Here is a 25,520-nt window from a genome sequence, read left to right as displayed (position 1 = left end):
TGTTGGCACACTATTTTTGGGCCGACAGACGGTTCGATGATATAGAAACAAGTGGTGTTGTGCAACGCAGCAATCTGGTGGCGTCGATCCATGAAAAGTGCCATTGAATCATGCTACTGGCGATGTTGCCGTGCCGCTATCCGGGCTTGCAGCAGCCTCAAGTTCCGACTGGTGCGTGCCGTTATGAGACGGCTGACCCGTGGCCCGCGCCATCGCCTGTTCATGTTTCATCAGGTTCAAGCCGGTATTGACGAGCGACACATGCGAAAACGCCTGCGGAAAGTTGCCGACGAGGCGTTTCTCGGCCGGATCGTATTCCTCCGCGAGCAGCCCGACGTCGTTGCACAGTCCGAGCAGCCGTTCGTACATGGCGATCGCTTCGTCAAGGCGTCCTTGCAGCGCCAGGTTGTCCACCATCCAGAACGAGCAAGCTAGAAACGTGCCTTCCCCAGGCGGGAGGCCGTCGTCGTATTCGGTCGTGCGGTAGCGCATCACGAAACCGTCGTGCATCAGGTCGCGTTCGATCGCCTCCACCGTACCTTTTATTCGTGGATCGTGCGGCGGCAGGAAGCTCACGAGTGGCATGAGCAGCACGCTTGCGTCCAGCTGGTCGCTACCATACGCCTGCACAAACGCGTTGCGCGACGGATTCCACGCCTTTTCGCAGACTTCCGCGTGAATCTGCGCGCGAGTGGCGCGCCATTCGTCGAGCGGGCCTTCGAGCTTGAACATTTCCGCGGATGCAAGCGCGCGGTCGAATGCAACCCACGCCATGACCTTCGAGAAAGTGAAGTGCTGGCGTCCGCCGCGCGTCTCCCAGATGCCCTCGTCGGGTTGCTGCCAGATCGTCGTCAGGTGACCCAGCAGCGCGCATTGCACGTTCCACGCGGTGTCGTCTGCCTGCAAGCCGCCGACGCGCGCCAGATGCAGTGCATTCATCACCTCGCCATACACGTCCAGCTGAAGCTGCCCCACCGCGTTATTGCCGATCCGCACGGGCTTCGCGCCCTGATAGCCGGGCAGCCAGTCGATCTCGAACTCGGGCAGGCGTCGTTCGCCGGCGAGCCCATACATGATCTGCAACTGGTCGGGCGCGCCGGCCGTGACGCGGCCGAGCCAGCTGCGCCATGCACGCGCTTCGTCGTAATAGCCGCCGCGCATCAGCGCGAGCAGCGTGATGGTCGCGTCGCGCAGCCAGCAGTAGCGGTAGTCCCAGTTGCGCGTGCCGCCCAGCTGTTCAGGTAGCGACGTGGTGGGCGCGGCGACGATTCCGCCGGTCGGCTCGTAGGCGAGCGCGCGCAGCGTGATCAGCGAGCGGCGGATCGGCTCGGCCCATCTCCCCTGGATGGTGCCGCGCGCCGACCATTCGAGCCAATGGTTCTCGGTGCGCGCGAGCGCCGTGTGCGGATCGCGTGCCGGCGGCAGCCGCAGATGCGAAGCCGCGTAGGCGAGCGAGAAGGGCACACGTTCGCCTTCTTTGACGGTGAACTCGGCCACCGTTTTCATGTTCTCGCCGACGAGTTCAACGGGCGTGCGCAGCACCGCGTTATCCGGGCCGACGATCGCGCGGATGCCGCTCTCGTTCTTCAGACGGGCGACCCACGGAATCGAGAAGCCGTAGTCGAAGCGCAGCACGAGTTCCATCTTCATGCGCACAGTGCCGCGTTTGCCGACGACGATACGCACCATTTCCGACCAGCCGTTGCCCGGTGGCATGAAATCCACGAGCGTCACCGCGCCTTCGGGCGTTTCGAAGTCCGTTTCGAGTATGAGCGTTTCGCCACGATACCGGCGGGTGATTTTCGCGGGCGCGTCGGTATCGGGACAAATCAGCCATCGGCCGTTGTCCGGCGTGCCGAGCAGCGCGGCGAAACATGCTCCGGAGTCGAAACGCGGCCAGCAAAGCCAGTCGACGGAACCTTCGCGGGAAATGAGCGCGGCGGTGTGGCCGTCGCCGATGAGCGCATAGTCTTCGATGGGTGCGGGCATGAGAGTGCGTATCAGTGCGTTTGAGTAGCAGGTGCGGCGCAACTGGCCCCACCTGTTCGTTGTTCTTTCCGGATTCGCTGGCGGTTTTTGGGCTTCGTCGGCAATGCGGCAAAACGCGGGTTGGTAAATTTCGAGCCTATGCCTACAATCAGTAATCTGGCTGGCGCGAAAATCTTCACTATTTTGCGAACCGGCTTGCCCATCGCGCATGCACACGCCGTTTCGAGGACGAAAGCCATGCTGAATCCGTCAAAATCCGACTGCATCACGATTCTCTCCGCCGCGAGCCAGCTTGCGGACGATTCAATGTTGCCTCTCGATCACAGCCGCCTTGGTCTGAGCCGCAACGGCATGCAGACCGCCGCGAGCTTTCTGATCGAACGAGCCTGCTTCCGGCGTTATCAGGAAGGTGACGGCCATTATGCCGTCGGCGCGCTGTCGCTGCAGGGGCGCTGGCGTCTGGAGCAGCTTTCGAACGGCTGACGCCGGCGTTTTCCGCGAGCGGATTGACATCGGGCGGCGCCCGGACCTTGTCTTGCCTGGACGACTGACGTCTATTCTTGCCAGCCTGCGGCAGTGACCGCACGGTCTTATCTGGCCGTGCGCGCTCCTATGCGTTCGTGCAGTTCGTGCACGTTGAGCACTGTCGCCGGGCGGCAGTGTCGGCAACGCTCGCACACCGGCCGCCCATCTACTTCGCATGGGAATAAGCCGGGCCGTCTTGCGCCCGGCTGCCGCGCTCAGAAGTGCGAAGACCCCACGCCAAAAATCCCGATGATCCCGATGATGATCAGATAAAGCGCGACGATATAGTTCAACAGCCGCGGCATCACGAGAATCAGTATGCCGGCGATCAACGAAACCAGCGGACCCAGGCTGAATGTGACGTTCATGAATACTCCGTAGTGTGGTGAGACGCGATTAAAAAAGATCCCGTTCAGGCGGGACAATTGCTACCCATGCAGCGGCCGGCGTTGCCGCACTCCAGTCCTAAAACAGTCCGCTACCCGACTGACTAGCTGCCGACAGGTTCGCGTGGCCCGCTTCGCTGCATCATCCGTTGCAACACTTTTATACTTGCTCGACGTGAACAACGCTCGACCGTCGCGCGGCAGACCAGAGACGCCATTACAACCAGTTCATGCAAATAAACGATGTAGAGGAGGTCATATGCTTCGTCGTCACCGGGCCGCAGTGCGCGCCGCCTCAGGTGTTACTCAGCCTTCTTCGTATTCCGATGCGGGCTCCCCTTCACGGCGCGCGCGCACATGGGCTCCCATGCTCTCCGCCGGCTCGATCATAAAAGGTTTCGCGCTCATGGTCTCGATTGTCGCTTCGCCCGCGTTCGCTCAGGACGCCGGCCCCGCCCCCGCCGACGGCGTCTATGACATGCTGGTCGGCACCTATACCGGCGGCAAGAGCGAGGGCTTGTATGTGTATCGCTTTGACACCAAGACCGGCGACGCGACGCGCGTCTCGGTCGCGCAGACGGTCAACCCGTCGTATCTGGTGGTGAGCCGCGACCGCCGGTTTGTCTATGCCGTCAACGAACTGCCTGGCGACAACGGACCGGCCAGCCAGCGCGGCGGCATCAGCGCATTTCGCTTCGACGCCGCGAGCGGCCAGTTGAGCTTCCTCAACAAGGTTTCCGCCGACGGCAACGATCCGTGCTACCTGAGTCTCTCACCGGATGGCAAATATCTGCTGACCGCAAACTATTCGGTCGCGGCCGATCCGGGCGGCAGCTTCGCGGTGTTTCCGGTGCAGGCGGACGGCCAGCTCGGCGCGTCGGTGTTGACGGTGCATCATGAAGGCGGCGGCCCGGTGAAAGGACGCCAGGACAATTCGCACGTGCACTCCACTGTCTTTTCGCCGGACGGACGTTATCTGTTCGCGCAGGATCTCGGCGCCGACAAGCTCTATTCGTACCGCTACACGCCCGACGGCAGCCGCGGCCTGTTCGGTCCCACCGACTGGCGCTATACGCAGGAAAAGCCGGGTACGGGCCCCCGGCATCTGGTGTTCGGCGCAGACGGCAAGCATGCGTACCTGACGAGCGAGCTCGCCGCGACCGTCAGCATCTTCAATTACGACGACGGCAAGCTCACGCAGGTCCAGACAGTCTCGCTAACGGAGCCCGGCTTCAAGGGCGCGGTCGGGGCGGCGGCGATCCATCTGTCGCCGGACGGGCGGTTCCTGTACGCGACTAATCGCGGTGACGCGAACGAGATCGTGATCTTCTCCGTCGATCCGACGAACGGACATCTGAAAAAGATCGGTCATCAATCGAGTCTCGGAAAGTCGCCGCGCGAGTTCGCTATCGACCCCACGGGCAAATGGTTGATCGTTGGAAATCAGAACAGCGACACGGTCTACGTATTCAGGCGCGATCTGCAGAGCGGCTTGCTCAAAGCGAACCCGAAGCGGATCGAGATCGGCTCGCCGGTGGACTTCAAGCTCGTGTCGCCGTCGTGAGGAAGGGGCCTTTATCTATGCGCAGGTGAGGGAACCACTGAATCATGCGTGCGAGCACGCGCGCTGTACGCCGCATGCTGCATGAAAACGGGCCGCTTCGAGCGGCCCGTTGTTTTGTAGCAAGCCTGGCTCGCCTCGTGACACGCATTCGATGCGTCGTCGAAGCGAAGTGCCAGTCAGACAGGCTTATTCCGCAGGCCCGGGCGCCAGCACTTCACGGCTGCCGTTGATACCCATGGCCGACACCAGCCCAGCGGTTTCCATCTGTTCGACAAGACGCGCCGCACGGTTATAGCCGATGCGCAATTGCCGCTGCACGGACGAAATCGACGCGCGCCGCGTGCGGACGACAAACGCAACGGCTTCGTCGTACAGTGGATCGGCTTCCGCGTCCGGCGAGTCGCCGAACAGGTCCTGCGCCGCGCCGCCGTCGGTTGCGGGGCCGTCGAGAATGCCTTCCTCGTATTGCGGCTCGCCGAACTGCTTCAGATACTCGACGATCGCGTGCACTTCCTCGTCCGCGACGAACGCGCCGTGCACGCGCTGCGGATAGCCCGTGCCTGGCGGCAGGAACAGCATGTCGCCTTGGCCGAGCAGCGACTCCGCGCCCATCTGGTCGAGAATCGTGCGCGAGTCGATTTTCGACGACACCTGGAACGCGACGCGCGTCGGAATGTTCGCCTTGATGAGCCCGGTGATTACGTCCACCGAAGGGCGCTGCGTCGCGAGAATCAAGTGGATGCCGGCGGCGCGCGCTTTTTGCGCGAGCCGCGCGATCAGTTCCTCGATCTTCTTGCCGGCCACCATCATGAGGTCGGCGAGCTCGTCGATCACCACGACGATCAGCGGCAGAGGCGCGAGCGGCTCGGGCGCCTCCGGCGTCAGTGAAAACGGATTTCCGAGCTTCTTGCCCTTCGCTTCTGTGTCGCGAATTTTCTGATTGAAGCCCGCGAGGTTGCGTACGCCGACCGCGGACATCAGGCGGTAGCGTTTTTCCATTTCGCCGACGCACCAGTTCAGCGCGTTGGCCGCGAGCTTCATGTCGGTGACGACAGGCGCGAGCAGATGCGGAATGCCTTCGTAGACCGACAGCTCCAGCATTTTCGGGTCGATCATGATGAGGCGCACTTCCTCGGGCGTCGCCTTGTAGAGCAACGAGCAGATCATCGCGTTGATCGCGACCGACTTGCCCGAGCCCGTCGTGCCCGCAACCAGCATGTGCGGCGCTTTCGCGAGATCGGCGACCACCGGATGGCCGGTAATGTCCTTGCCCATCGCCAGTGTCAATTGCGAATGCGAGTTCTGATAGACGCTCGCTTCGAGAATCTCGGACAGGCGGATCGTCTGGCGCTTCGCGTTCGGCAATTCGAGGCCCATGCACGTCTTGCCGGGAATCGTTTCGACGACGCGGATCGACGTGAGTCCAAGACCGCGCGACAGGTCCTTCATCAACCCGACGATCTGACTGCCGCGCACCCCGAGCGCCGGTTCGACCTCGAAACGCGTGATGACGGGACCTGCCGATGCGCCGACCACCGTCACCGGCACCTTGAACTCCTGCAGGCGCTGTTCGATCAGCAGACCGGTCTCGATGAGCTTTTCCTCGGAGACGGGCTCGACGTCGGTATCGGCGGGCGCAAGCAGATCGAGCGTGGGCAATTCGACCATCGACGCGGCCGGCGCGTGGAACTCGAAGCCGTTAGTCGGGCTGTGGCCGCGCGGCGGCGCGCGCTGCACGGGCGGTTCGGCTGCGGGCACCGGTTCGTGCCCGCCGTTCGATGCGGCCGGCGGTGGAGAGGGCGGCGCCGAATAGGTGGCGTCCAGAGCGGGAGCGTGGATCGCCGGTGCGCCGAGGCTTTCCTCGTCATGCGGATGCGCATGCGGTTGCGGTACCGCCTGGTCGCGCGTAGCCGTGTGCGACTGGGTTGCCAAGGTGGGGAAACGAACCACGTTAGATGACGCCGGCGTCGCAGCGCCTGGCTCCGGCGCGACGGTTGTATCGGCCACAGGTGTAGCGTTTGATTCGACCGAGGCGGTCGCTTGATCCGCGAGGGTGGGGGACGTTTGCAGCTCCGCAGTGGCTGGGGATGCCGGCCCTGCGGTGGTTTCGCTCGTACCTGTGTTTGTACTTGTGCCTGCGGCGTGCGGAAGCTGTGCAGCGCTATCGGGCGCAATGTCCGGAGCGATCGACACCGTCCGGACCACCAGCGGCGTAGCGGAGTCTTCGTCTTGCGCGTCGCGGTGCTGACTTGCATGCGTGGCCGCGCTAGCCGGGCTGCCGGGACGGTCATCCGGCTGTTGCGGCGATGAAGGCAGGTCTTCTTCCCAGGGCGGCGTCTGCGACGGCGCGTCGGGCTCCTGCAGTCGGGTTGCAAAGATGCCGAACGGCGTGCGATTGAGCGGTGGTGCGGCAACTGACAGTGTTGGCACGACCGTCGATGCCATCCCCGCTGCGGGCACGATCGCCGGCGTTGACGGCGTTGCAAGTTCAGTCGGCAAGCTTATCGGCGCTTGAACGACCGGCGGTTCAATCGGCCATTGCACGACCGGTACCGTACTGCTCGCAGCCCGCGCCTCGGGTTCCGTCTGCAGCGTGTGAGCGTGCGCGACAACCGGCGCTTCATGCGGCGCTTCTAATGCAGTTTGTTCCACCGACATTGGAGGCTGCATGCCATCGGGCCGCTCGAATGGCGTTTCATCGGTGTGGATCGCATCGGCTTGCGACGCATTGCTCGCCACCGGTCTTGCGACATCGTCTGACCCTGCTTGATCCGCGATTGAAGGCGGCTCGACGTTGCCGTAGTGCGACATTTCCCCGCTTGCAGTGCCGCCCGAACCCGACGGCGGCATGTTCTGGTCCGCGATCTTCGTAACCTCCGCGCCGGTGCTTCGCGCGAGGCTGACGCCGGCGATATCCGTCCAGCGGGCGGCGTTCTCGGCAATGCTGCGCAGCGTCTCCTGGACGCTGGCTGGCGGCGTCACCTTCTGTGTTGCAGGCAAGGGCCGCGTGTAGCTCGGCGCGGCCGGCAACGGACGACGCGTGCCCGAAACCGAAGCGACATCCTGGGTGCGCGGGGCCGATGGCGGCACTTGCGCCGGCGATGCCGCGCGATTGAGCAGCGTCGAAGTAGGGTTGAGCGCGGCGCGGCCATCGACGGATCCGCTCGGCGACGTCGTACCGGCAGACCCGCGCGGAGCCGCGGCTGTGCTCGCTGCAAGGCGCGTGGCATGCGCATCAGCGCCTTGCATGCCGGCGGCCACTCCCGCCGCACCGGCGCCGATTCCCAACGATCCACTGCCTCGCGGGTCACGAATTGGGCGACCTGTGCCAGGCGAGCCGTTATCGCCGGCCGGGTTTTGCGCTGCTGTGCTCACAGTGGACACACGCGGCTGCGACGTGGTCTCGCGCAGCCAACCAGCCGGCGCGACCGGTTCCGTCGGCGCCCATGTCGACTTGCCGGCAGACGACCCATGCATCGGCGTCTGTGACGTTGCGTGCCGCGCCGGATTCGCGCTGCCGGTAACCAGAACCGGCTCGGCTTGCGAGCTTCGGCTGCGCGGCGCAACTCGCCCGGCTCGCCAGCTTTCGCCAGTCGTACGCGTTGGCGCGTCCCTGCCAGCTGCAGATCCGGCAGCGCCGACGCCTGCAGCCCCGGCGCCACCCGCAGCGCGTCCCTTGACAGGCGGTCGCCAAACGGTGGGCCGCGAATAACGCCCCTTGGTTTTGGGCGCCATCGTGTTCATGGAACTGGAAATGTGCGGCGACGCGCCGTCGTCGATGCGATGGCGGCGCGCTTCATCGTCACGCCTTGCAAGACCGCGCGAGGCGAGGCCGAGGCCGAACGCGCCGTCGGCCCACGCGAGAAACTCGCGCCAGTGAAAACCGATTAGCCAGGGCAAGCTGACCAACAGCAGCGCCAGCGCCGCCAGCGGCGTGCCGATATGTCCGAGCAGATGGCCGAAGCCCGCCGCGAGCGCATGGCCGATCGCGTTCGTGCCGGCCGCGCCGATCAGCGACGCCTCCAGCGTGCAACTCGCCAGCATCACGCAGACGAAGCCGAGCCAAAGCCGGATCGTGCCGGGGCCGCGCAGACCCGCGCCGCCCGGCAGCATCGACTTGACGAGCCGCCATATGAGAGGAATGAACCAGACGGCCGACCCGCCGAACCAGCCGAAAACTACCGTGTGCATACTCGACATCAACAAATGACGGATTGAGGGAAACGCAATCCGTCGAGTTTAAACCGGCGAAGCCCAAGGCTCCGAAGGCGGACACAAGTATGCCTGCGTCCTCATGCAAACCGGATGGCGCGCCGAATAATCCGCACGCCGCCCGCGCTACTGCTACCTGGCGCTGCGCTCGAACACCAGCGTATCGCCGTTATCGAGCACCAGCTGCATTTGCTGCGGCTCGCGCATCTGCACGCCGGTCCGTTCGATGTGCGTCAGCGCGCTCAGGTAGGTGCTCTCGATTTGCCCGCCCGGCGTCGCGCAAGCCATGCGCGTGCCGCCCAGCGTGCCGAAACTGAGCTTGCCGTCTTTTAGCGAGTACGAGCCCATATAGCGATTGCAGCCGGAAAAGCCGCTCGCGTGGCGCTGGCCCGTCGCAGTCGAAAGCGTGAGCGTGATCGGCGCGCCGAGATTCGCGAACGGAATGGTGCGGGCCGTGCCGTCCGGCTGCTTCCATCCGGTAAGAACCCAGCTCGTGTCGTCGAGTAATTGCGTGGCGGCGGGGTTGAACGGGTCTGGCGCGGGGGCTTCCGAATCCGGATGCTTCGGAATCGCGCAGGCGCCGAGCAGCGCCGCGACGCTCAACGCGGCGAGGACCGTGCGCGCAAATGGAGCAATGCCCGCATGACGTCGCGTGGAGAAGCTTGGATGCATGGCGTCGTTCCTCTTGAAACTGGCAAAGGCGTAAGGGTAACGCACTCGGTGCGTCGAGCGCTCACGCAGATTGCGGCAGCGCCCTTATTGCGCCGCATTTGAGGTCAGCGCGCGGCAGCGCTTCGCGCACACCGCGCAGACAGGAAGCGGCCGCCGCGAGCAAGGCGCGGCGAGGGGCCCGCATGTTAACATCGTGTTCTACCCATTCCCACCCTCATCCGACTTTTATCTGGAGACCCCATGCAGATCGGCCAACGGATCGGCTCGCCGCTTTCTGAATCCGCCACGCGCGTCATGCTGCTCGGCGCCGGCGAACTCGGCAAGGAAGTGATCATCTCGCTGCAGCGGCTGGGCGTCGAGGTAATTGCCGTCGACCGTTATCCGAACGCGCCGGGCCATCAGGTCGCGCACCGCACGCACGTGATCGACATGACCGACGGGGCCGCGCTGCGCGCGCTCGTCGAGCAGGAGCGCCCGCATCTGATCGTCCCCGAAATCGAGGCGATCGCAACCGACGCGCTCGCTACTATTGAAAGCGACGGTCTTGCCGAGGTGATTCCGACCGCGCGCGCCACGCAGCTCACAATGAACCGCGAAGGCATCCGCCGCCTTGCAGCCGAAGAACTCGGCTTGCCCACCTCGCCATACGCGTTCGCCGATTCGCTCGATGAACTGCGCGCGGGCATCGCCAAGGTCGGTTATCCGTGCGTGGTGAAGCCGGTCATGTCGTCGTCGGGCAAGGGGCAGTCGGTGCTGAAAAGCGACGCCGACGTCGTGCCCGCCTGGCAGTATGCAATGGCCGGCGGGCGAGTGAATCACGGCCGCGTGATCGTCGAAGGCTTTATCGACTTCGACTACGAAATCACGCAGTTGACCGTGCGCGCCGTCGATCCGTCGACTGGTGAAGTCGCCACGTACTTCTGCGATCCGATCGGTCATGTGCAGGTGGCGGGCGACTACGTCGAATCGTGGCAGCCGCAACCCATGAGCCCGCTTGCACTCGAACGTTCGCGTGAAGTCGCGCACAAGGTGACGGCCGCGCTCGGCGGGCGTGGCCTCTTCGGCGTGGAACTTTTCGTCCGCGGCGATGACGTATGGTTCTCGGAAGTGAGCCCGCGTCCGCACGACACGGGTCTCGTTACGCTGTGCTCGCAACGCTTTTCGGAATTCGAATTGCACGCGCGCGCAATCCTGGGTTTGCCTGTAGATACGTCGTTGCGCGCGCCGGGCGCGTCGGCGGTGATTTACGGCGGGCTCGATGAGGCGGGCATCGCCTTTGAAGGCGTTGCTGCGGCGCTTGCCGTGCCGAATGCGGACCTGCGCCTTTTCGGCAAGCCGGAGAGCTTCGTCAAGCGCCGCATGGGCGTGGCGCTGGCAACCGGCGGCAACATCGACGAAGCACGCTCGCGCGCGAAAGAGGCCGCGGCGGCGGTGCGTCCGGTGTCGGGAAAGTCTGCGCAATGACGCGCTCGCGAGCGTGCCGGCCAGCCCGGCGCTACCGCGGCCTGATTGTTCCGAGCCCACGAATGGATGGCGGGCTCATCGGCGGGCTTACTGAAGTCGAGGTACGTATGTCGCAGGAATCCCGCAGCGCAGTGTCGCGCGGCTCAGCACGGCGCGGCAACGCCATTCGTCTCGGCGCTCTTGGCGTGTTGTTCGCGCTTTGCGCGACATTGACGGGCTGCGGACTTGCCGCTGCACCGTGCCGCATTGCGTCCGCCGGTCTGAAGATCGTGCCGGTGGTCGGGCACGTGGCCGCCGCGCCGACCGACGCCTGCGCCGAAGTCATCGACCCTTGATCAGCAACGAGCGGGGCATTCAATGAAGAAAAGGCTGGTTGCAGTGAGCCTCGCGGCACTGTGTGGCTATGCGTTCGCCGCGCCCTTGCATCTCGACGACGTTCAGGCGAAAAATCGTCAAACGCGCAAGTACACCTGCGCGACCGGCAGGATTCTGCACGTCACCTACTGGAACGCGGCCAACGGCCAGAGCTTCGCGCTCGTGCCCGTGAAGGGCAAACAACTGCTGTTCGTCAATACGATCGCCGCGTCCGGCGTGAAATATCAGGCCGGCAGCTATACATGGTGGACCAAGGGTCCGCGCGCCGATCTCTACGACGCCACGGCCGGCGAGGACGCGCCGCCAGTTCTGTCCGACTGCATCACCCTCAATCGCTGAACGTCGGCCGGATCCTTTCCGGAATCCCGGCTCAATATCATCGAGCGGCCGGCCAAAGCCGTCGGCCTTGTCTTCTCTCGCGCTGCAGTGTCTCCGTGCGCGCATCATTTCTTCCCGAGTAGTAAGCTGTCCGGCGTGGCATTGCGCGTGTCGTCGTGACTGTTGTCGCCGTTGCTGTCTCTGCGGTCGTCCTGAGTCTCCGATCGTCCGTTCCCGCTCACCCACGGCCAGGCTTTGCGCCCGCGTCCGTACCATCAAGCGAGACCCTCCATGAAAGCATCCGACCTGTTCGTCAAATCACTGGAAGCCGAAGGTGTCGAGTATGTGTTCGGCATCCCCGGTGAAGAAAATCTCGATCTGCTCGAATCGCTGCGCCGCTCGAAAATCCGCTTGATCCTGACGCGTCATGAACAGGCAGCGGGCTTCATGGCCGCGACCTACGGACGTCTGACGGGCCGCACCGGCGTGTGTCTTGCAACGCTCGGCCCGGGCGCGACCAACTTCGTGACGGCGGCGGCCTACGCGCAGCTGGGCGGCATGCCAATGCTGATGGTCACGGGCCAGAAGCCGATCAAGTCGAGCAAGCAGGGCCATTTTCAGATTGTCGATGTCGTGCGGATGATGGAGCCGCTCACCAAGTACACGCGCCAGATCGTGTCGATCGCCAATATTCCGGCGGCGGTGCGCGAGGCCGTGAGGCAGGCCGAGGAAGAGCGCCCCGGCGCCACGCATCTCGAGTTGCCCGAAGACGTCGCGCACGAAGAGGGCGACGGCAAGCCGATTCCGAAGAGCTACAGCCGGCGTCCCGTCGCCGAGGAAAAAGCGGTCGCGCGAGCCGTTGAAGCAATCACGAAAGCGAAGCATCCGTTGCTGATGATCGGCGCGGGAGGCAACCGCAAGACCACGACGAAGATGCTGCGCGAGTTCGTCGACCAGATCGGCATTCCGTTCTTCACCACGCAGATGGGCAAGGGCGTGATCGACGAATCGCATCCTATGTGGCTCGGCAACGCCACGTTGTCCGACGGCGACTTCGTGCACCGCGCGATCGATCACGCCGACTGCATCATCAATGTCGGGCACGACGTGATCGAGAAGCCGCCGTTTTTCATGCGCAGCGGCGAGGCCGGCGAGAAAACGGTGATTCACGTCAACTTCCTCGGCGCGGAAGTCGATACGGTGTATTTCCCGCAGATCGAAGTGGTCGGCGACATCGCCAATGCGGTGTGGCAGTTGAAGGAGAGCCTGAAGGAGCGCCAGGAACACTGGGACTTCACGCGCTTCAAGGAGATCAAGGAGCACTTCGAGGCGCATCTGGTGAAAGGCCAGCACGACGACCGCTTTCCGATGTACCCGGTGCGGCTCGTCAACGACGTGTACGAGACCACGCCGGTCGACGGCATCGTGTGTCTGGACAACGGCATGTACAAGATCTGGTTCGCGCGCTACTACCGTGCGCACGAACCCAATTCGCTGCTGCTCGACAACGCTCTTGCTTCGATGGGCGCCGGCTTGCCGTCCGCAATCGCCACCAAGATCGTGCACCCGGACCGCAAGGTCATGGCCGTGTGCGGTGACGGCGGCTTCATGATGAATTCGCAGGAACTGGAAACAGCCGTGCGGCTGAAGCTCGATCTCGTGATCCTGATTTTGCGCGACGACGCGTTCGGCATGATCCGCTGGAAGCAGGAGAACATGAACTTCCCCGATTACGGCATGACGCTCGCGAATCCGGACTTCGTCGCGTACGCGCAGAGCTATGGAGCGAAGGGGCACCGGGTCGAAGCGGCGGCGGAATTCGCGCCGTTGCTGCGCGAATGTTTTGCCACGCCGGGCGTGCATGTGATCGACGTGCCCATCGACTATTCGGATAACGAGCGCGTGCTGAACCGCGAGATCAAGCGGCTTTCCGCGCAACTGTGAGCGGTGCGGGCTGCTTCGGCGCCGCGCTGTCGCTGTGACCTATCGGAAGGAGAATGCGTCATGCTGAACAAGACTTACCCGTACTACCTCGCGAACCAGGCCGTGGCGGCGAACACGGATCTCGAAGTCACCGACAAATTCAGCGGCGAGGTCGCAACGCGTGTCGCAATGGCCGACGCGGCCGCGATCGACAAGGCAATCGGCTTCGCCGTCGAAGCGATGCCCGCAATGCGTGCGTTTGCCCCGTTCAAGCGCCAGGCGGTGCTCGAGCATTGCGTGAAGCGCTTTCGTGAGCGTTACGACGAGCTGGCGCTCGCGCTGTGCATCGAGGCAGGCAAGCCGATCAACGACTCGAAGGGCGAAGTCACGCGCCTGATCGACACGTTCAAAGTGGCGGCCGAGGAAGCCGTGCGGATCGACGGCGAGATCGTCAATCTGCAGATCTCGCCGCGCGCCAACGGTTACCACGGCTATGTGAAGCGCGTACCCATCGGTCCGTGTTCGTTCATCTCGCCGTTCAATTTTCCGCTGAACCTGACCGCGCATAAGGTCGCGCCCGCAATTGCCGCAGGCCTGCCGTTCGTGCTGAAGCCGGCGAGCCGCACGCCGGTCGGCGCGCTGATCATGGGCGAGATTCTCGCCGAGACCGACTTGCCGAAGGGCGCCTTTTCGATTCTTCCCGCGCATCGCGACGGCGCCGATCTCTTCACGACCGACGAACGCTTCAAGCTGCTGTCGTTCACGGGCTCACCGGCGGTGGGCTGGGAACTGAAGAAAAAGGCGGGCAAGAAGAAGGTAATTCTGGAGCTGGGCGGCAACGCGGCAGCGATTGTAGACGGCGATCAGGGCGGCAATCTCGACTATGTCGTTGACCGCCTCGCGTTCGGCGCGTTCTATCAGTCGGGGCAAAGCTGTATCGGCGTGCAGCGGATTCTCGTGCACGCAAGCATCTACGACGCGCTGCGCGAGAAGTTGATCGCCAAAACCAGGTCGCTCGTGATGGGCGACCCGAAGGACGAAAACACCTTCGTCGGGCCGATGATTTCCGAATCGGAATCGAAGCGGCTCGCCGGCTGGATGGAGAGCGCGGTGCAGGCGGGCGCGACGATCGTCGCGGGCGGCAAGGTGGACGGCGCAATGTTCGAGGCCACGCTGCTCGAAGGCGTTAAGCGCGACACCGACCTGTATCGCAAGGAAGCGTTCGGGCCGGTCGCCATTCTGGAGCGTTTCGACGATTTCGGCGCCGCGCTCGCGACCGTCAACGACAGCGACTTTGGCCTCCAGGCGGGCGTGTTTACCGATTCGCTCGCGCATGCGCATCGCGCGTGGGACGAACTCGAAGTGGGCGGCGTGGTGATCAACGACGTGCCGTCGTTTCGCGTCGATAACATGCCGTACGGCGGCGTGAAGGACTCGGGGCTCGGGCGCGAGGGCGTGCGCTATGCGATCGAAGACATGACCGAACTGCGTCTAATGGTGATGCGCGAGACCTGGTGAGGTGCGGGAGTCGGTGCGGCGGCGCAAAACCGCTTTTCCGCGCTGTCACGCGAGTGTCGTTTCAACGCACTACGCTCGCCGGGCGAGGCGTACGGCGGCGCGCGCCGCCGGGCTTTCGCCGCATAGGCAGAAAGCCGACGCCTGCGCCATGAGTGTTTTTGCTGAAGTGCTACAATACCGGCCTTTCCGGCGGGTGTTTCCGCCGGCCGGAGCCGGCCGCATCCTTTCCCGCAACGACGGGTCCCGTGCGGAACGCCGTGGCTCCGCCTTCATCCTGATGCCTTCTGCGGTTCCGACCGCTGCCGCGCGCACGCGCCAAGCGCATTTTTAGCGAAAGCCACCATGTCCGACACAGCCGTCACCCCCAGCACTGCGACCTTCGATCAATTCGGTCTCGCACCCGACATCCTGAAAGCGGTCAAAGAATCGGGCTACACCACGCCCACGCCGATTCAGGAGCAGGCCATTCCTGTCGTGCTGGCAGGCCGCGACGTCATGGGCGCCGCGCAAACCGGCACCGGCAAGACCGCAAGCTTCTCGCTGCCGATCATCCAGCGCCTGTTGCCGCAGGCCAGCACGAGCGCTTCGCCCGCCCGCCATCCGGTACGCGCGCTGATTCTCACGCCGACCCGCGAGCTGGCCGATCAGGTTGCGGCGAACGTTCAGTCGTATGCGAAGCACACGGCGCTGCGCAGCGCCGTTGTTTTCGGCGGTGTGGATATGAACCCGCAGTCGGAGCAGTTGCGCCGCGGCGTTGAAATTCTGATCGCGACGCCGGGCCGCCTGCTCGACCACGTGCAACAGAAAACCGCCAACTTGGGGCAGGTTCAAATCCTCGTGCTCGACGAAGCCGACCGGATGCTCGACATGGGCTTCCTGCCGGACTTGCAGCGCATTCTGAATCTGCTGCCGAAAGAGCGTCAGACGCTGCTGTTTTCGGCCACGTTTTCAGGCGAAATCAAGAAGCTGGCCGCCACGTATCTGCGCAATCCGCAGACTATCGAAGTGGCGCGCAGCAACTCGACCGCGACCAATGTCACGCAGATCGTCTATGAAGTGGCCGAAGGCGACAAAACCGGCGCGGTGGTTCAGTTGATCCGCGAGCGCGGCCTGAAGCAGGTAATCGTGTTCTGCAACAGCAAGATCGGCGCGAGCCGTCTTGCGCGCAGTCTGGAACGTGACGGCGTGGTCGCGACCGCGATTCACGGCGATCGCTCGCAAAACGAACGGATGCAGGCGCTCGACGCATTCAAGCGAGGCGAGATCGAGGCGCTGGTTGCCACCGACGTCGCCGCCCGCGGTCTGGATATCGCCGAACTGCCGGCTGTGATTAACTTCGATTTGCCTTTCAATGCCGAAGATTATGTGCACCGCATTGGCCGTACGGGGCGCGCGGGCGCTTCCGGCGACGCTTTGTCGCTGTGCAGCCCGAACGAGCGCAAGCAACTGGCGGATATCGAGAAACTGATCAAGCGTCCGCTGGAAGTTCTGCGTCTGACCGTCGACGCGCCGGTGCGTCATCATCACGAAGAGCGCGCACCGCGGCGTGAGCGCAGCGAGGGCCGTGACGAGCGGGGCGGTCGCCGGCGCTCGGGCGCGCCGTCGGGTTCGTTCGACCGGCCGCATCATCATCGCGCGCAGCCTGTGGACGACTTCTTCCTGAAGCCCTATGAACCGTCGCCTGCTTCGGTTCGCAAGGGCGAAGAGGCCGAGGCTGCCGGGTCGGCGCCGCAGAAGTCGTCTTCGAAGCAGCCGCTTGCGGCATTGCTGGGCGGCTTTGGCATGCCGCGCAAGTCGTCGTAAAAGAGCGCCACTGCCAGTTTCAGGTTTGGCGCTGTTGCGGCGCCGGGCGTTTGATGTAGATCGGCGGAAATAGCTTTGCAGCGCTCATGCGAATGGCGGCCTCAGGCCTTGCATGCAGCGCAGCGCCAGCTCATATCGCCGAGCACATGCGCTGTGACCAGGCAGCGGTCGCCGCGGTGTAGAAACCGTCCAGCGTTGTATTGGCTTTGACGCCTGCGTCACCATCCAGATCCAACCCCAGATGCCGCGCGGCAGCGTTCAGCGCTTCGAGCGGCTTATCGCAGTCGAGCGCGCTCGCTCCATTCTGTTTGCTGAGCTTTTCACCATACTGGTTTGTCACCACAGGCACGTGCAAGTACCGTGGCGTTGGCACGCCGAGGCATCGCTGCAAGTAAATCTGCCTCGCCGTTGAATCCATCAGATCTGCGCCCCGAACAATGTGCGTGATGCCCGCGTCGGCGTCGTCGACTACTACCGCCAGTTGATACGCCCACTGGTCGTCCGCCCGTCTCAGCACGAAATCGCCGACATCGGTGGCGAGATTCTGCGTCTGCTTGCCCTGCCAGCGATCTTCGACGGTAATCACGGCCGCGTCGTCGTCCGGCACGCGCAGCCGCCACGCGCGCGCCGGCTTGCCGTGCAGTCCGTTGCGACAAGTGCCCGGATAGGCGAGCGTGGTGTTACGCGTATGTGCGTGCAGCAGCGAGTCGGCGATTTCCTTGCGCGTGCAGCCGCACGGATAGACGAGGCCCGCTGCCTTCAACTGTTCGAAGGTCTGCTGATAACGCGCGATGCGCGTGCTTTGCCAGACGGGTGGCTCGTCGGCGTACATGCCGAAGCGTTCGAGCGTGGCGAGAATGTCTTGCGCGGCGCCCGGCACGGTGCGCGGTCCGTCGATATCTTCAATGCGAACCAGCCACGCGCCGTGATGCGCCCGGGCGTCGAGCCAGCTTGCGAGCGCACTCACCAGCGAGCCGAAATGCAGCGGGCCGGTAGGCGAGGGCGCGAAGCGTCCGCGATAGTTCATGAGTCGGCAAGCGCGGCCGTTCAGGCAGCGCGAGCCGCCTTGCTGTCCGGATGACATGCCGGACACGTCTTGCCAGGCACGTACATGGGCGACTTCTGCGCTTCGGGCGTAACCACCGCGCGGCAGCCGAAGCATTGCGCGGTCGCGGTGGGCTCGAGTTGCGGATTGAGCGCAGTGCGGTAGTCGAACACGAAGCAGTCGCCGTGATAATGCGCGCCGCCCACTTCTTCGAAATACTTGAGGATGCCGCCTTCGAGCTGATAAACGTGCTCGATACCTACTTCCTTCATGTGGATCGCGGCCTTCTCGCAGCGAATCCCGCCCGTGCAGAACGACACGACGGTCTTGCCTTCCAGGTCGGCGCGGTTCTGCTCGATGACTTGCGGAAACTCGCTGAATTTCGTGATGCGGTAGTCAAGGGCGTTGTCGAACGTGCCGACGTCTACTTCGAACGCGTTGCGCGTGTCGAGCATGACGACCGGGCGGCCCTCGTCGTCGTAGCCGCGGTCGAGCCAGGCTTTGAGCGTGGGCGCGTCGACGAACGGTGCGCGGCCCAATTCCGGCCGAATGGCCGGCTTTTTCATTGTGATGATTTCGCGCTTGAGCTTCACCAGCATGCGCGTGAACGGCTGCTTCTCCGACAGGCTTTCCTTGAATTGCAGAGTCGCGAACTTGCCCTCGAAGAGCGGATCGTGACGGACGTAGTGGATGAACGCGTCGGTGTTCTCGCGCGTGCCCGCGACGAACAGGTTGATGCCTTCCGGCGCCAGCAGAATGGTGCCGCGCAGGCCGAGCGCGTTGCAGCGCTCCGTGACGTGCGGGCGCCATGCGGCGGTGTCTTCGATGGTCGCGAAATGGTACGCGGCGAGATTGACGATACTCATGAATGTCCAGCGGTAATAAGTGGCGGCGTTGTGCGTGACGGGCGCGGTGGGCTGCTGCCGGATGGGCGCGTGCGGGGAGAGCCCGGGGCGTGAAGCCCGAAGCCCGAAGCCCGGTGCCCGGTGCCGCGGCCACGTCGAACGCGGCGAAACCCGTATTATCCCTCAAGCCGGCGCTTTCCCCGACTCGGCCGAATGGCCAGTCAGTTGCGTTAGCGCAAATGGCCTGCGAACTTGCGCGCATCGGGTCCGTGCAAGACTAGGGGGACCTCGCAAAAGTCCCGAAAGCGCCAATGCGCGGCGCTGTGAAGTCAGCGTCCTACGCCGGATGGCTAACGCGAGGTTTTGCGCTGAAATCTCCGGGAGGGTGGAGTTACAATGTCGCCCATGTCAGATCCCCGCTTCGTTCATCTCCGCGTCCACTCCGAATTCTCGATTGCCGACGGCATCGTGCGTCTTGACGACGTCGTCAAGGCGGCTGCCCAGGACGGTCAGGGCGCGCTCGCCCTTACCGATCTCGGCAACGCGTTCGGTCTCGTCCGTTTCTATAAGGAAGCGCGCGGCAAAGGGGTCAAACCCATTGCCGGTTGCGACGTCTGGATTACCAATCCGGACGACCGCGACAAGCCTTCGCGCCTGCTGCTGCTGGTTAAAGACCGTCGCGGCTACCTGAACCTGTGCGAGTTGCTGAGCAAGGCTTCCCTCACGAACCAGTATCGTGGTCGCGCGGAAGTCGAGGCTGGCTGGCTCGAATCGGGCCTGGGCGAGGGCTTGCTCGCATTGTCGGGGGCGCAGCAGGGTGACGTCGGACTCGCGCTTGCCGCAGGCAATCAGGAAGCGGCAAAGCGCAACGCGCTGCATTGGGCAAAGGTCTTTCCGGGCGGCTTCTACATCGAGTTGCAGCGTTGCGGTCAGCCGGGCGGCGAGCAGTATGTCCAGCAGGCGGTCGCGCTCGCAGCTTCGTTAAAGCTGCCGGTAGTCGCCACGCACCCCATGCAGTTCATGACGCCCGACGACTTCACCGCGCACGAAGCGCGCGTGTGCATTTCGGAAGGCGACATTCTCGCCAATCCGCGGCGCCAGAAGCGCTTCACGCCCGAGCAGTATTTCCGCACGCAAGAGGAGATGGCCGCGCTCTTCGCGGATATTCCGTCGGCGCTTGCCAATACGGTGGAAATCGCCAAGCGCTGTAATCTCACGCTAGAGCTGGGCAAGCCGAAACTGCCGCTCTTTCCGACGCCCGACGGCATGTCGCTCGACGACTACCTCGTGCATCTGTCGAAAGAAGGGCTGGAAAAGCGTCTCGAGCAGTTGTACCCGGACGAAGCGGAGCGCGCCGCGCAGCGTGAGACGTATTATCAGCGGCTCGAGTTCGAGTGCGGCACGATCATCAAGATGGGCTTTCCCGGCTACTTCCTGATCGTCGCGGACTTCATCAACTGGGCGAAGAACAATGGCGTGCCCGTGGGCCCCGGCCGCGGCTCGGGCGCGGGCTCGCTCGTCGCCTATGCGCTCGGCGTGACCGACCTCGATCCGCTGCGCTATAACCTGCTGTTCGAGCGTTTCCTGAACCCGGAACGCGTGTCGATGCCCGACTTCGACATCGACTTCTGCCAGCACGGCCGCGACCGCGTGATCCAGTACGTGAAGGAGAAATACGGCGCAGACGCCGTGTCGCAAATCGCGACGTTCGGCACGATGGCCGCGAAGGCGGCGGTGCGCGATATCGGCCGCGTGCTCGATCTCGGCTACATGTTCACAGACGGCATCGCAAAGCTTATTCCGTTCAAGCCGGGCAAGCACGTCACGATTGCCGACGCGATGAAGGAAGAGCCGCTTCTGCAGGAGCGCTTCGACAACGAAGACGAAGTACATCAGCTGCTCGAACTCGCGCAACGTGTGGAAGGCCTCACGCGCAACGTCGGCATGCACGCGGGCGGCGTGCTGATCGCGCCCGGCAAGCTGACCGATTTCTGCCCGCTCTACACGCAGGGTGATGAAAGCGGCGTCGTGAGCCAGTACGACAAGGACGACGTCGAAGCGGTCGGCCTCGTAAAGTTCGACTTTCTGGGTCTCACCACACTGACCATTCTGGATTGGGCCGAGCGTTATATCCGCCGTCTCGATCCGTCAAAGAAAGACTGGTCGCTCGGGCAAGTGCCGCTCGACGACCCTGCGTCGTTCTCGATCCTGAAGAAAGCGAATACGGTTGCCGTGTTCCAGCTGGAAAGCCGCGGCATGCAGGGCATGCTGAAAGACGCGCAGCCTGACCGCTTCGAGGACATCATCGCGCTCGTCGCGTTGTACCGTCCGGGCCCAATGGACTTGATCCCGAGCTTCTGCGCGCGTAAGCATGGCCGCGAAGTGGTCGAGTATCCTGACCCGCGCGTCGAACCTGTTCTGAAAGAGACTTACGGCATCATGGTCTACCAGGAGCAGGTGATGCAGATGGCGCAGATCATCGGCGGCTACTCGCTCGGCGGCGCCGACTTGCTGCGTCGCGCGATGGGTAAGAAGAAGGCCGAGGAAATGGCCCAGCATCGCGAGCTGTTCCGCCAGGGCGCCGCGAAGAACGGGCTGACCGGAGAGAAGGCCGACGAAATCTTCGACTTGATGGAGAAGTTCGCGGGTTACGGCTTCAACAAGTCGCACGCGGCTGCGTATGCGCTCCTCGCCTATTACACCGCGTGGCTGAAGGCGCACCATCCGGCGGAATTCATGGCGGCGAATATGTCGCTCGCCATGGACGACACGGACAAGGTCAAGATCCTGTTCGAAGACTGTCTCGCCAACAAGATGACCGTGCTGCCGCCGGACATCAATCTGTCGGCGTATCGTTTCGAGCCGGTCGCGGAAGTCGACGGCAAGCGCTCAAAGACCATCCGCTATGGTCTCGGCGCGATCAAGGGCAGCGGCCAGAATGCGATCGAGGAAATCCTGCGCGCGCGCGAAGACGGTCCGTTTATCGACATCTTCGATTTTTGCAACCGGATCGACCGCCGTGTCGTGAATCGCCGCACAGTTGAAGCGCTGATTCGCGCAGGCGCGTTCGACACCTTGCATCCGAATCGCGCCCAGCTGATCGCGTCGGTTTCGCTCGCCATGGAAGCCGCCGAGCAGGCGAGCGCGAATGCGCTGCAAGCGGGACTGTTCGACATGGGCGACGCGCCGTCGCAGGGCCACGAACTGGTGGACGAACCCGAGTGGCCCGAAAAGAAAAAGTTGCAGGAAGAGAAGGCCGCGCTCGGCTTCTACCTGTCGGGGCATCTGTTCGATGCGTACAAGACCGAAGTGCGCCGCTTCGTGCGCCAGAAAATCGGCGAGTTGAAGGAAGGGCGCGACAAGCTGGTCGCCGGCATCATCGCGTCGCTTCGCACGCAGATGACCCAGCGCGGCAAGATGCTGATTGCGCTACTCGATGACGGCACCGGTCAATGCGAAGTGACGGTCTTCAACGAGACCTTCGAAGCGAACAAGCAACTGTTCAAGGAAGACGAGTTGCTGGTCGTGCAGGGCCAGGCGCGCAACGACGCGTTCACAGGCGGTATCCGATTCACGGTCGACACGGTCATGGATCTGGGCCGCGCGCGTTGCCGCTATGCCGAGGCCGTGAAAGTGCAGATGAACGGCAACGCTGACGCATTGGCGTTGCGGCGCGTGCTCGAGGCACATAGCGCGGGTAAAGATGAGCCGCAGGCAGTGCCGGCGCCGGCGGCTTCATCGCGCGGCGGCAATGGCGGTGGACGAAACGGGGGCGGCGGATTTGGTGGCGGCTACGGCGGCGACAATGGGCGGCAACGTCAGCCCGTCCAGATCCCGAACGGCCTCGCCGTTCAGGTGGTATACCGTAGCGAGAACGCAGAGGGCGAAATGCGTCTTGGCGACGCCTGGCGCGTGAAGCCCACCGACGAACTGCTTGCCGACCTGCGCGGCCAGTTCGCCGGCAGCGCGATCGAGATTGTGTATTGATGGGAGCACCGCCGCTGGCGCTGATGCGGGCGCCGCTGCGGCCACCCTGCGGGCGCTACTGCGAGCGCCGCTCTTCTTCAAGCCTCGCGAGTTTGAGGAAGCGGTAGTACACCGTCTCCGCGTTGAACACGGCGATCATGAAGCCGGCGCGGCCGTCCAGAAAACCGCGGCGCAACAGGTAGGTTCGCACGAACGCCCAGGCGCCGCGGCCAAGCGCCTTGCCGAAGCTGCCGCGTTGACCCGCGGCGTGACGCTGCAGCGCGCCGGCGGTCGAATAGGCGTCGAGCTTGCGTAATACGCCCTCGAAGTTTTCGTACGAGTAGTGCATCAGCTTGCCGGCGAGGCGTTGCGCCGGTGTATCGAACACCAGACGTTCGTGAACCAGATCGTCGGAAAAACGCGCGGCGCCGCGTTTAAACAGTCGTGGAATCCAGTCCGGATACCAGCCGCTGTGGCGAATCCAGTGCCCGCAAAAACTCGACAGTCGGTCCACTGCATAAACGTCGGCGGTGGGTGCTGCGAGCGCTGCACGGATAGCGGCCGCGAGTTCCGGCGAAACGATTTCGTCGGCGTCGAGCGAGAAAATCCATGTGGTGGTGAGCGCGTCCACCGCGCGGTTCTTTTGCGGGCCGAACCCTGGCCAGTCGGTTTGTTCGATCACCTGGGCGCCGTGTGCCCGCGCGATTTCAGCTGTGCCGTCCGTGCTGCCGCCGTCGATCACGACGATCTGATCGGCAAAGGCCACGGACTGCAGACATTCGGCCAGCCGCGCCGCCGCGTTTCTAGTGATGATGGCGACGCCGAGGGTGGTTTCTTGCATACCTGAATTGCCTGATCGCGGAATGGACTGGAGGCGGAATGGCCGGACGGATCACGCAAATGCGCGCGATGCAGTGCAACGGGTCGCGGAAGTATACACAGCCTGTCCGATCCTTCGCTAACCGGGATCGTCGCGTCAAAACGTCAGCCGGCCGTCAACTTCAACCGTTTACAATGCTCCTTTTCGATCTTCGCGCGGCGGGCGGCCCGTTGCCGGCGCGAATCTCGTACCGCATTCCCAGAGGATTCCTTGAGCGCGAAGCCAACGTTAAGCAAACCCATCGGTGAAGGCGAGGCGTCGTCCCCCGCCGTCGTTTTCCGCCGCCTGTGGCCGTTCATCAAGCCGCTCCTGTGGGTGATCGTCGGGGCGATCGTCGCAATGGCGGTGAGCGCCGGCACCGACGCGGCCATCCCCGCGTTGCTCAAGCCGCTGCTCGACAAAGGCTTTGGCGCGCATGCGAGCGACAACGCGAAATGGTTCGTGCCGGCCGCTGTGATCGGCCTCGCGCTGATCCGGGGTGTATCGCAATATGCGTCCGGCTACCTGCTTGCGTACGTATCCAACAGGATCCTGCTCGAACTGCGCTTGAGAATGTTCGACCGCATGATTCATACGAGCGTCGCGTTTTTTCAGCGCGAAACCGCGAGCACGGTAATCAACGCGATCGTCTTCGAGGTCAATCAGATTCTCAACGTGCTGTTGGGCGTGATGGTGACGTTGGTACGCGACTCGCTCACTGTGATCTTCCTGCTCGGCTATCTGTTCTATCTGAACTGGCGTCTGACGCTGATCGTGGCGGTACTGCTGCCGGGCATCGGCTGGCTGGTCGGCAAGATCAACCGCCGGCTGCGGCGTCTGAACCGCGAGCATCAACTGCTCACGAACGAGCTGTCTTATATCGTCGAGGAGACGGTGGGCGGCTACAAGGTCGTCAAGGTTCATAACGGCGAAAAGTATGAAATGGACCGCTTTACGTCCATGAGCAAGCGCCTGCGCGGCTATGCAATGCGCATGACCGTGTCGGGCGGCCTTGCTCAACCGCTGACACAGTTCCTCGCGTCGATCGCGCTCGCCGTCGTGATTACGATCGCGGTGGTGCAGTCGTCGTCGGATCAGACCACGGTCGGCGGCTTTGTCGCATTCGTCACGTCCATGCTGCTGATCATCTCGCCGCTCAAGCACCTGATGGACGTGAACCAGCCGCTGCAGCGCGGCATGACGGCGGCCGAGCTGATCTTCGGTCTGATCGACGAGCCCGCGGAGCCCGCGGGCGGCGGCAGACCGCTCGAACGCGCGCGCGGCGAAGTCGAGTTTCGCAACGTCTCGTTCATGTACAGCACCAACGCCACGCATAACCGCCACACGCTCGACCATGTGTCATTCAAGGTTGCGCCGGGCGAGATGGTGGCGCTCGCGGGCCCGTCGGGCAGCGGCAAGACTACATTGGTGAATCTGCTGCCGCGCTTTTTCGATCCGACCGGCGGCGAGATTCTGGTCGACGGAGTTGCGATTGGTGACTATGACCTTCACGCGCTGCGCAGCCAGATCGCGATGGTTAGCCAGGACGTCGTGCTCTTCAACGACACCGTGGCCAACAACGTCGCCTACGGCCAGAGCGCGGATCGGGACAAGGTCAACGCGGCGCTCCGGGCGGCCAATTTGTGGGACACGGTCGAGGCTATGCCCAACGGCATAGACACGCTCGTGGGCGACAACGGCATGATGCTGTCCGGCGGCCAGCGGCAACGTCTCGCAATTGCACGGGCCATCTACAAGGACGCGCCCATTCTGATTCTCGACGAAGCAACCTCAGCGCTGGATTCCGAGTCCGAGCGCCACGTGCAGGCCGCTCTTGAAACGCTCATGAAAGGCCGCACGACGCTCGTCATTGCACACCGTCTGTCGACCATCGAGCGCGCTAACCGGATTCTTGTGATGGAGGCGGGGCGAATCGCCGAAAGCGGCAGCCACCGCGAGTTGCTCGCGCAAAACGGACTGTATGCACATCTGCATCGCATCCAGTTTCAGCAGAGCGCGGCGTGACGCGCACGGCGTCAGCCCTCAGCGGTCTTGT

At 63.6% G+C, this 25,520-nt stretch carries 17 protein-coding genes; 10 read left to right on the top strand and 7 right to left on the bottom strand.

Going from position 1 to position 25,520, the window contains the following annotated elements:
• Positions 1-108 precede the first annotated feature (108 nt).
• Complete coding sequence (locus tag BCA01S_RS02545; RefSeq protein WP_027775573.1) at positions 109-1,989, bottom strand: glycoside hydrolase family 15 protein; 1,881 nt, start codon at positions 1,987-1,989, stop codon at positions 109-111.
• A gap of 237 nt (positions 1,990-2,226) precedes the next feature.
• Here BCA01S_RS02545 and BCA01S_RS02540 point away from each other — a divergent pair, with 237 nt between their 5' ends.
• Positions 2,227-2,472: a hypothetical protein gene (locus BCA01S_RS02540; protein WP_006048362.1), complete on the top strand. Its 246-nt coding sequence runs from the start codon at positions 2,227-2,229 to the stop codon at positions 2,470-2,472.
• Between the two features lie 257 nt (positions 2,473-2,729).
• Here the strand turns inward: BCA01S_RS02540 and BCA01S_RS36825 are convergent, their stop codons facing one another.
• Positions 2,730-2,882 carry a DUF3096 domain-containing protein gene (locus tag BCA01S_RS36825; RefSeq protein ID WP_084166727.1) on the bottom strand — a complete coding sequence of 51 codons (153 nt, stop codon included), beginning with the start codon at positions 2,880-2,882 and terminating at the stop codon, positions 2,730-2,732.
• Positions 2,883-3,159: 277 nt separating this feature from the next.
• Here BCA01S_RS36825 and BCA01S_RS02530 point away from each other — a divergent pair, with 277 nt between their 5' ends.
• The gene (locus BCA01S_RS02530) at positions 3,160-4,464 is read left to right on the top strand and encodes a lactonase family protein (RefSeq protein WP_027775572.1); all 1,305 of its coding nucleotides are present in this window, start codon (positions 3,160-3,162) and stop codon (positions 4,462-4,464) included.
• 186 nt (positions 4,465-4,650) lie between these two features.
• Here BCA01S_RS02530 and BCA01S_RS02525 read toward each other — a convergent pair whose 3' ends face one another.
• Together BCA01S_RS02525 and BCA01S_RS02520 are read right to left on the bottom strand one after the other, a co-directional pair.
• The gene (locus BCA01S_RS02525) at positions 4,651-8,655 is read right to left on the bottom strand and encodes an FtsK/SpoIIIE family DNA translocase (RefSeq protein WP_027775571.1); all 4,005 of its coding nucleotides are present in this window, start codon (positions 8,653-8,655) and stop codon (positions 4,651-4,653) included.
• A gap of 153 nt (positions 8,656-8,808) precedes the next feature.
• The gene (locus BCA01S_RS02520; RefSeq protein WP_027775570.1) at positions 8,809-9,348 is read right to left on the bottom strand and encodes an META domain-containing protein; all 540 of its coding nucleotides are present in this window, start codon (positions 9,346-9,348) and stop codon (positions 8,809-8,811) included.
• A gap of 240 nt (positions 9,349-9,588) precedes the next feature.
• On the opposite strand from BCA01S_RS02520, the gene purT reads away from it, so the two are divergent.
• The 6 genes from purT to BCA01S_RS02490 all read left to right on the top strand — a co-directional run bounded on the left by purT (position 9,589) and on the right by BCA01S_RS02490 (position 16,749).
• Positions 9,589-10,812 (top strand): formate-dependent phosphoribosylglycinamide formyltransferase, encoded by a 1,224-nt coding sequence (gene purT / locus BCA01S_RS02515; protein ID WP_027775569.1) that lies wholly within the window; start codon positions 9,589-9,591, stop codon positions 10,810-10,812.
• A gap of 107 nt (positions 10,813-10,919) precedes the next feature.
• Entirely contained in the window at positions 10,920-11,147 is a 228-nt protein-coding gene (locus tag BCA01S_RS02510; RefSeq protein ID WP_042317874.1) for a DUF6726 family protein, read from the top strand.
• A 22-nt stretch (positions 11,148-11,169) separates the two neighbouring features.
• A complete protein-coding gene (locus BCA01S_RS02505) occupies positions 11,170-11,526 on the top strand; it encodes an MliC family protein (protein ID WP_027775567.1) in 357 nt (118 codons plus the stop codon).
• 270 nt (positions 11,527-11,796) lie between these two features.
• Positions 11,797-13,449 carry an acetolactate synthase large subunit gene (locus tag BCA01S_RS02500; protein WP_027775566.1) on the top strand — a complete coding sequence of 551 codons (1,653 nt, stop codon included), beginning with the start codon at positions 11,797-11,799 and terminating at the stop codon, positions 13,447-13,449.
• Positions 13,450-13,509: 60 nt separating this feature from the next.
• Positions 13,510-14,946 carry an aldehyde dehydrogenase family protein gene (locus BCA01S_RS02495; RefSeq protein ID WP_027775565.1) on the top strand — a complete coding sequence of 479 codons (1,437 nt, stop codon included), beginning with the start codon at positions 13,510-13,512 and terminating at the stop codon, positions 14,944-14,946.
• Between the two features lie 342 nt (positions 14,947-15,288).
• Positions 15,289-16,749, top strand: coding sequence for a DEAD/DEAH box helicase (locus BCA01S_RS02490; RefSeq protein WP_027775564.1), 1,461 nt, complete (start codon positions 15,289-15,291; stop codon positions 16,747-16,749).
• Between the two features lie 130 nt (positions 16,750-16,879).
• Here the strand turns inward: BCA01S_RS02490 and gluQRS are convergent, their stop codons facing one another.
• Both gluQRS and BCA01S_RS02480 read right to left on the bottom strand, forming a co-directional pair.
• Positions 16,880-17,776 carry a tRNA glutamyl-Q(34) synthetase GluQRS gene (gene gluQRS, locus BCA01S_RS02485; protein WP_027775563.1) on the bottom strand — a complete coding sequence of 299 codons (897 nt, stop codon included), beginning with the start codon at positions 17,774-17,776 and terminating at the stop codon, positions 16,880-16,882.
• Between the two features lie 20 nt (positions 17,777-17,796).
• Complete coding sequence (locus tag BCA01S_RS02480; RefSeq protein ID WP_027775562.1) at positions 17,797-18,660, bottom strand: sulfurtransferase; 864 nt, start codon at positions 18,658-18,660, stop codon at positions 17,797-17,799.
• 375 nt (positions 18,661-19,035) lie between these two features.
• Here BCA01S_RS02480 and dnaE point away from each other — a divergent pair, with 375 nt between their 5' ends.
• A complete protein-coding gene (gene dnaE / locus BCA01S_RS02475; RefSeq protein WP_027775561.1) occupies positions 19,036-22,626 on the top strand; it encodes a DNA polymerase III subunit alpha in 3,591 nt (1,196 codons plus the stop codon).
• Positions 22,627-22,681: 55 nt separating this feature from the next.
• Here dnaE and BCA01S_RS02470 read toward each other — a convergent pair whose 3' ends face one another.
• Positions 22,682-23,446 carry a glycosyltransferase family 2 protein gene (locus BCA01S_RS02470; protein ID WP_027775560.1) on the bottom strand — a complete coding sequence of 255 codons (765 nt, stop codon included), beginning with the start codon at positions 23,444-23,446 and terminating at the stop codon, positions 22,682-22,684.
• A gap of 249 nt (positions 23,447-23,695) precedes the next feature.
• Here BCA01S_RS02470 and msbA point away from each other — a divergent pair, with 249 nt between their 5' ends.
• Positions 23,696-25,489 (top strand): lipid A export permease/ATP-binding protein MsbA, encoded by a 1,794-nt coding sequence (gene msbA / locus BCA01S_RS02465; RefSeq protein ID WP_027775559.1) that lies wholly within the window; start codon positions 23,696-23,698, stop codon positions 25,487-25,489.
• The last annotated feature ends 31 nt before the right edge of the window (positions 25,490-25,520 follow it).

Source organism: Paraburkholderia caledonica NBRC 102488, from assembly GCF_000685095.1.
Lineage (GTDB): Bacteria > Pseudomonadota > Gammaproteobacteria > Burkholderiales > Burkholderiaceae > Paraburkholderia > Paraburkholderia caledonica.
Note: the sequence above shows the minus strand (reverse complement) of the source record. Positions and strands in the feature narration are given on the sequence as shown.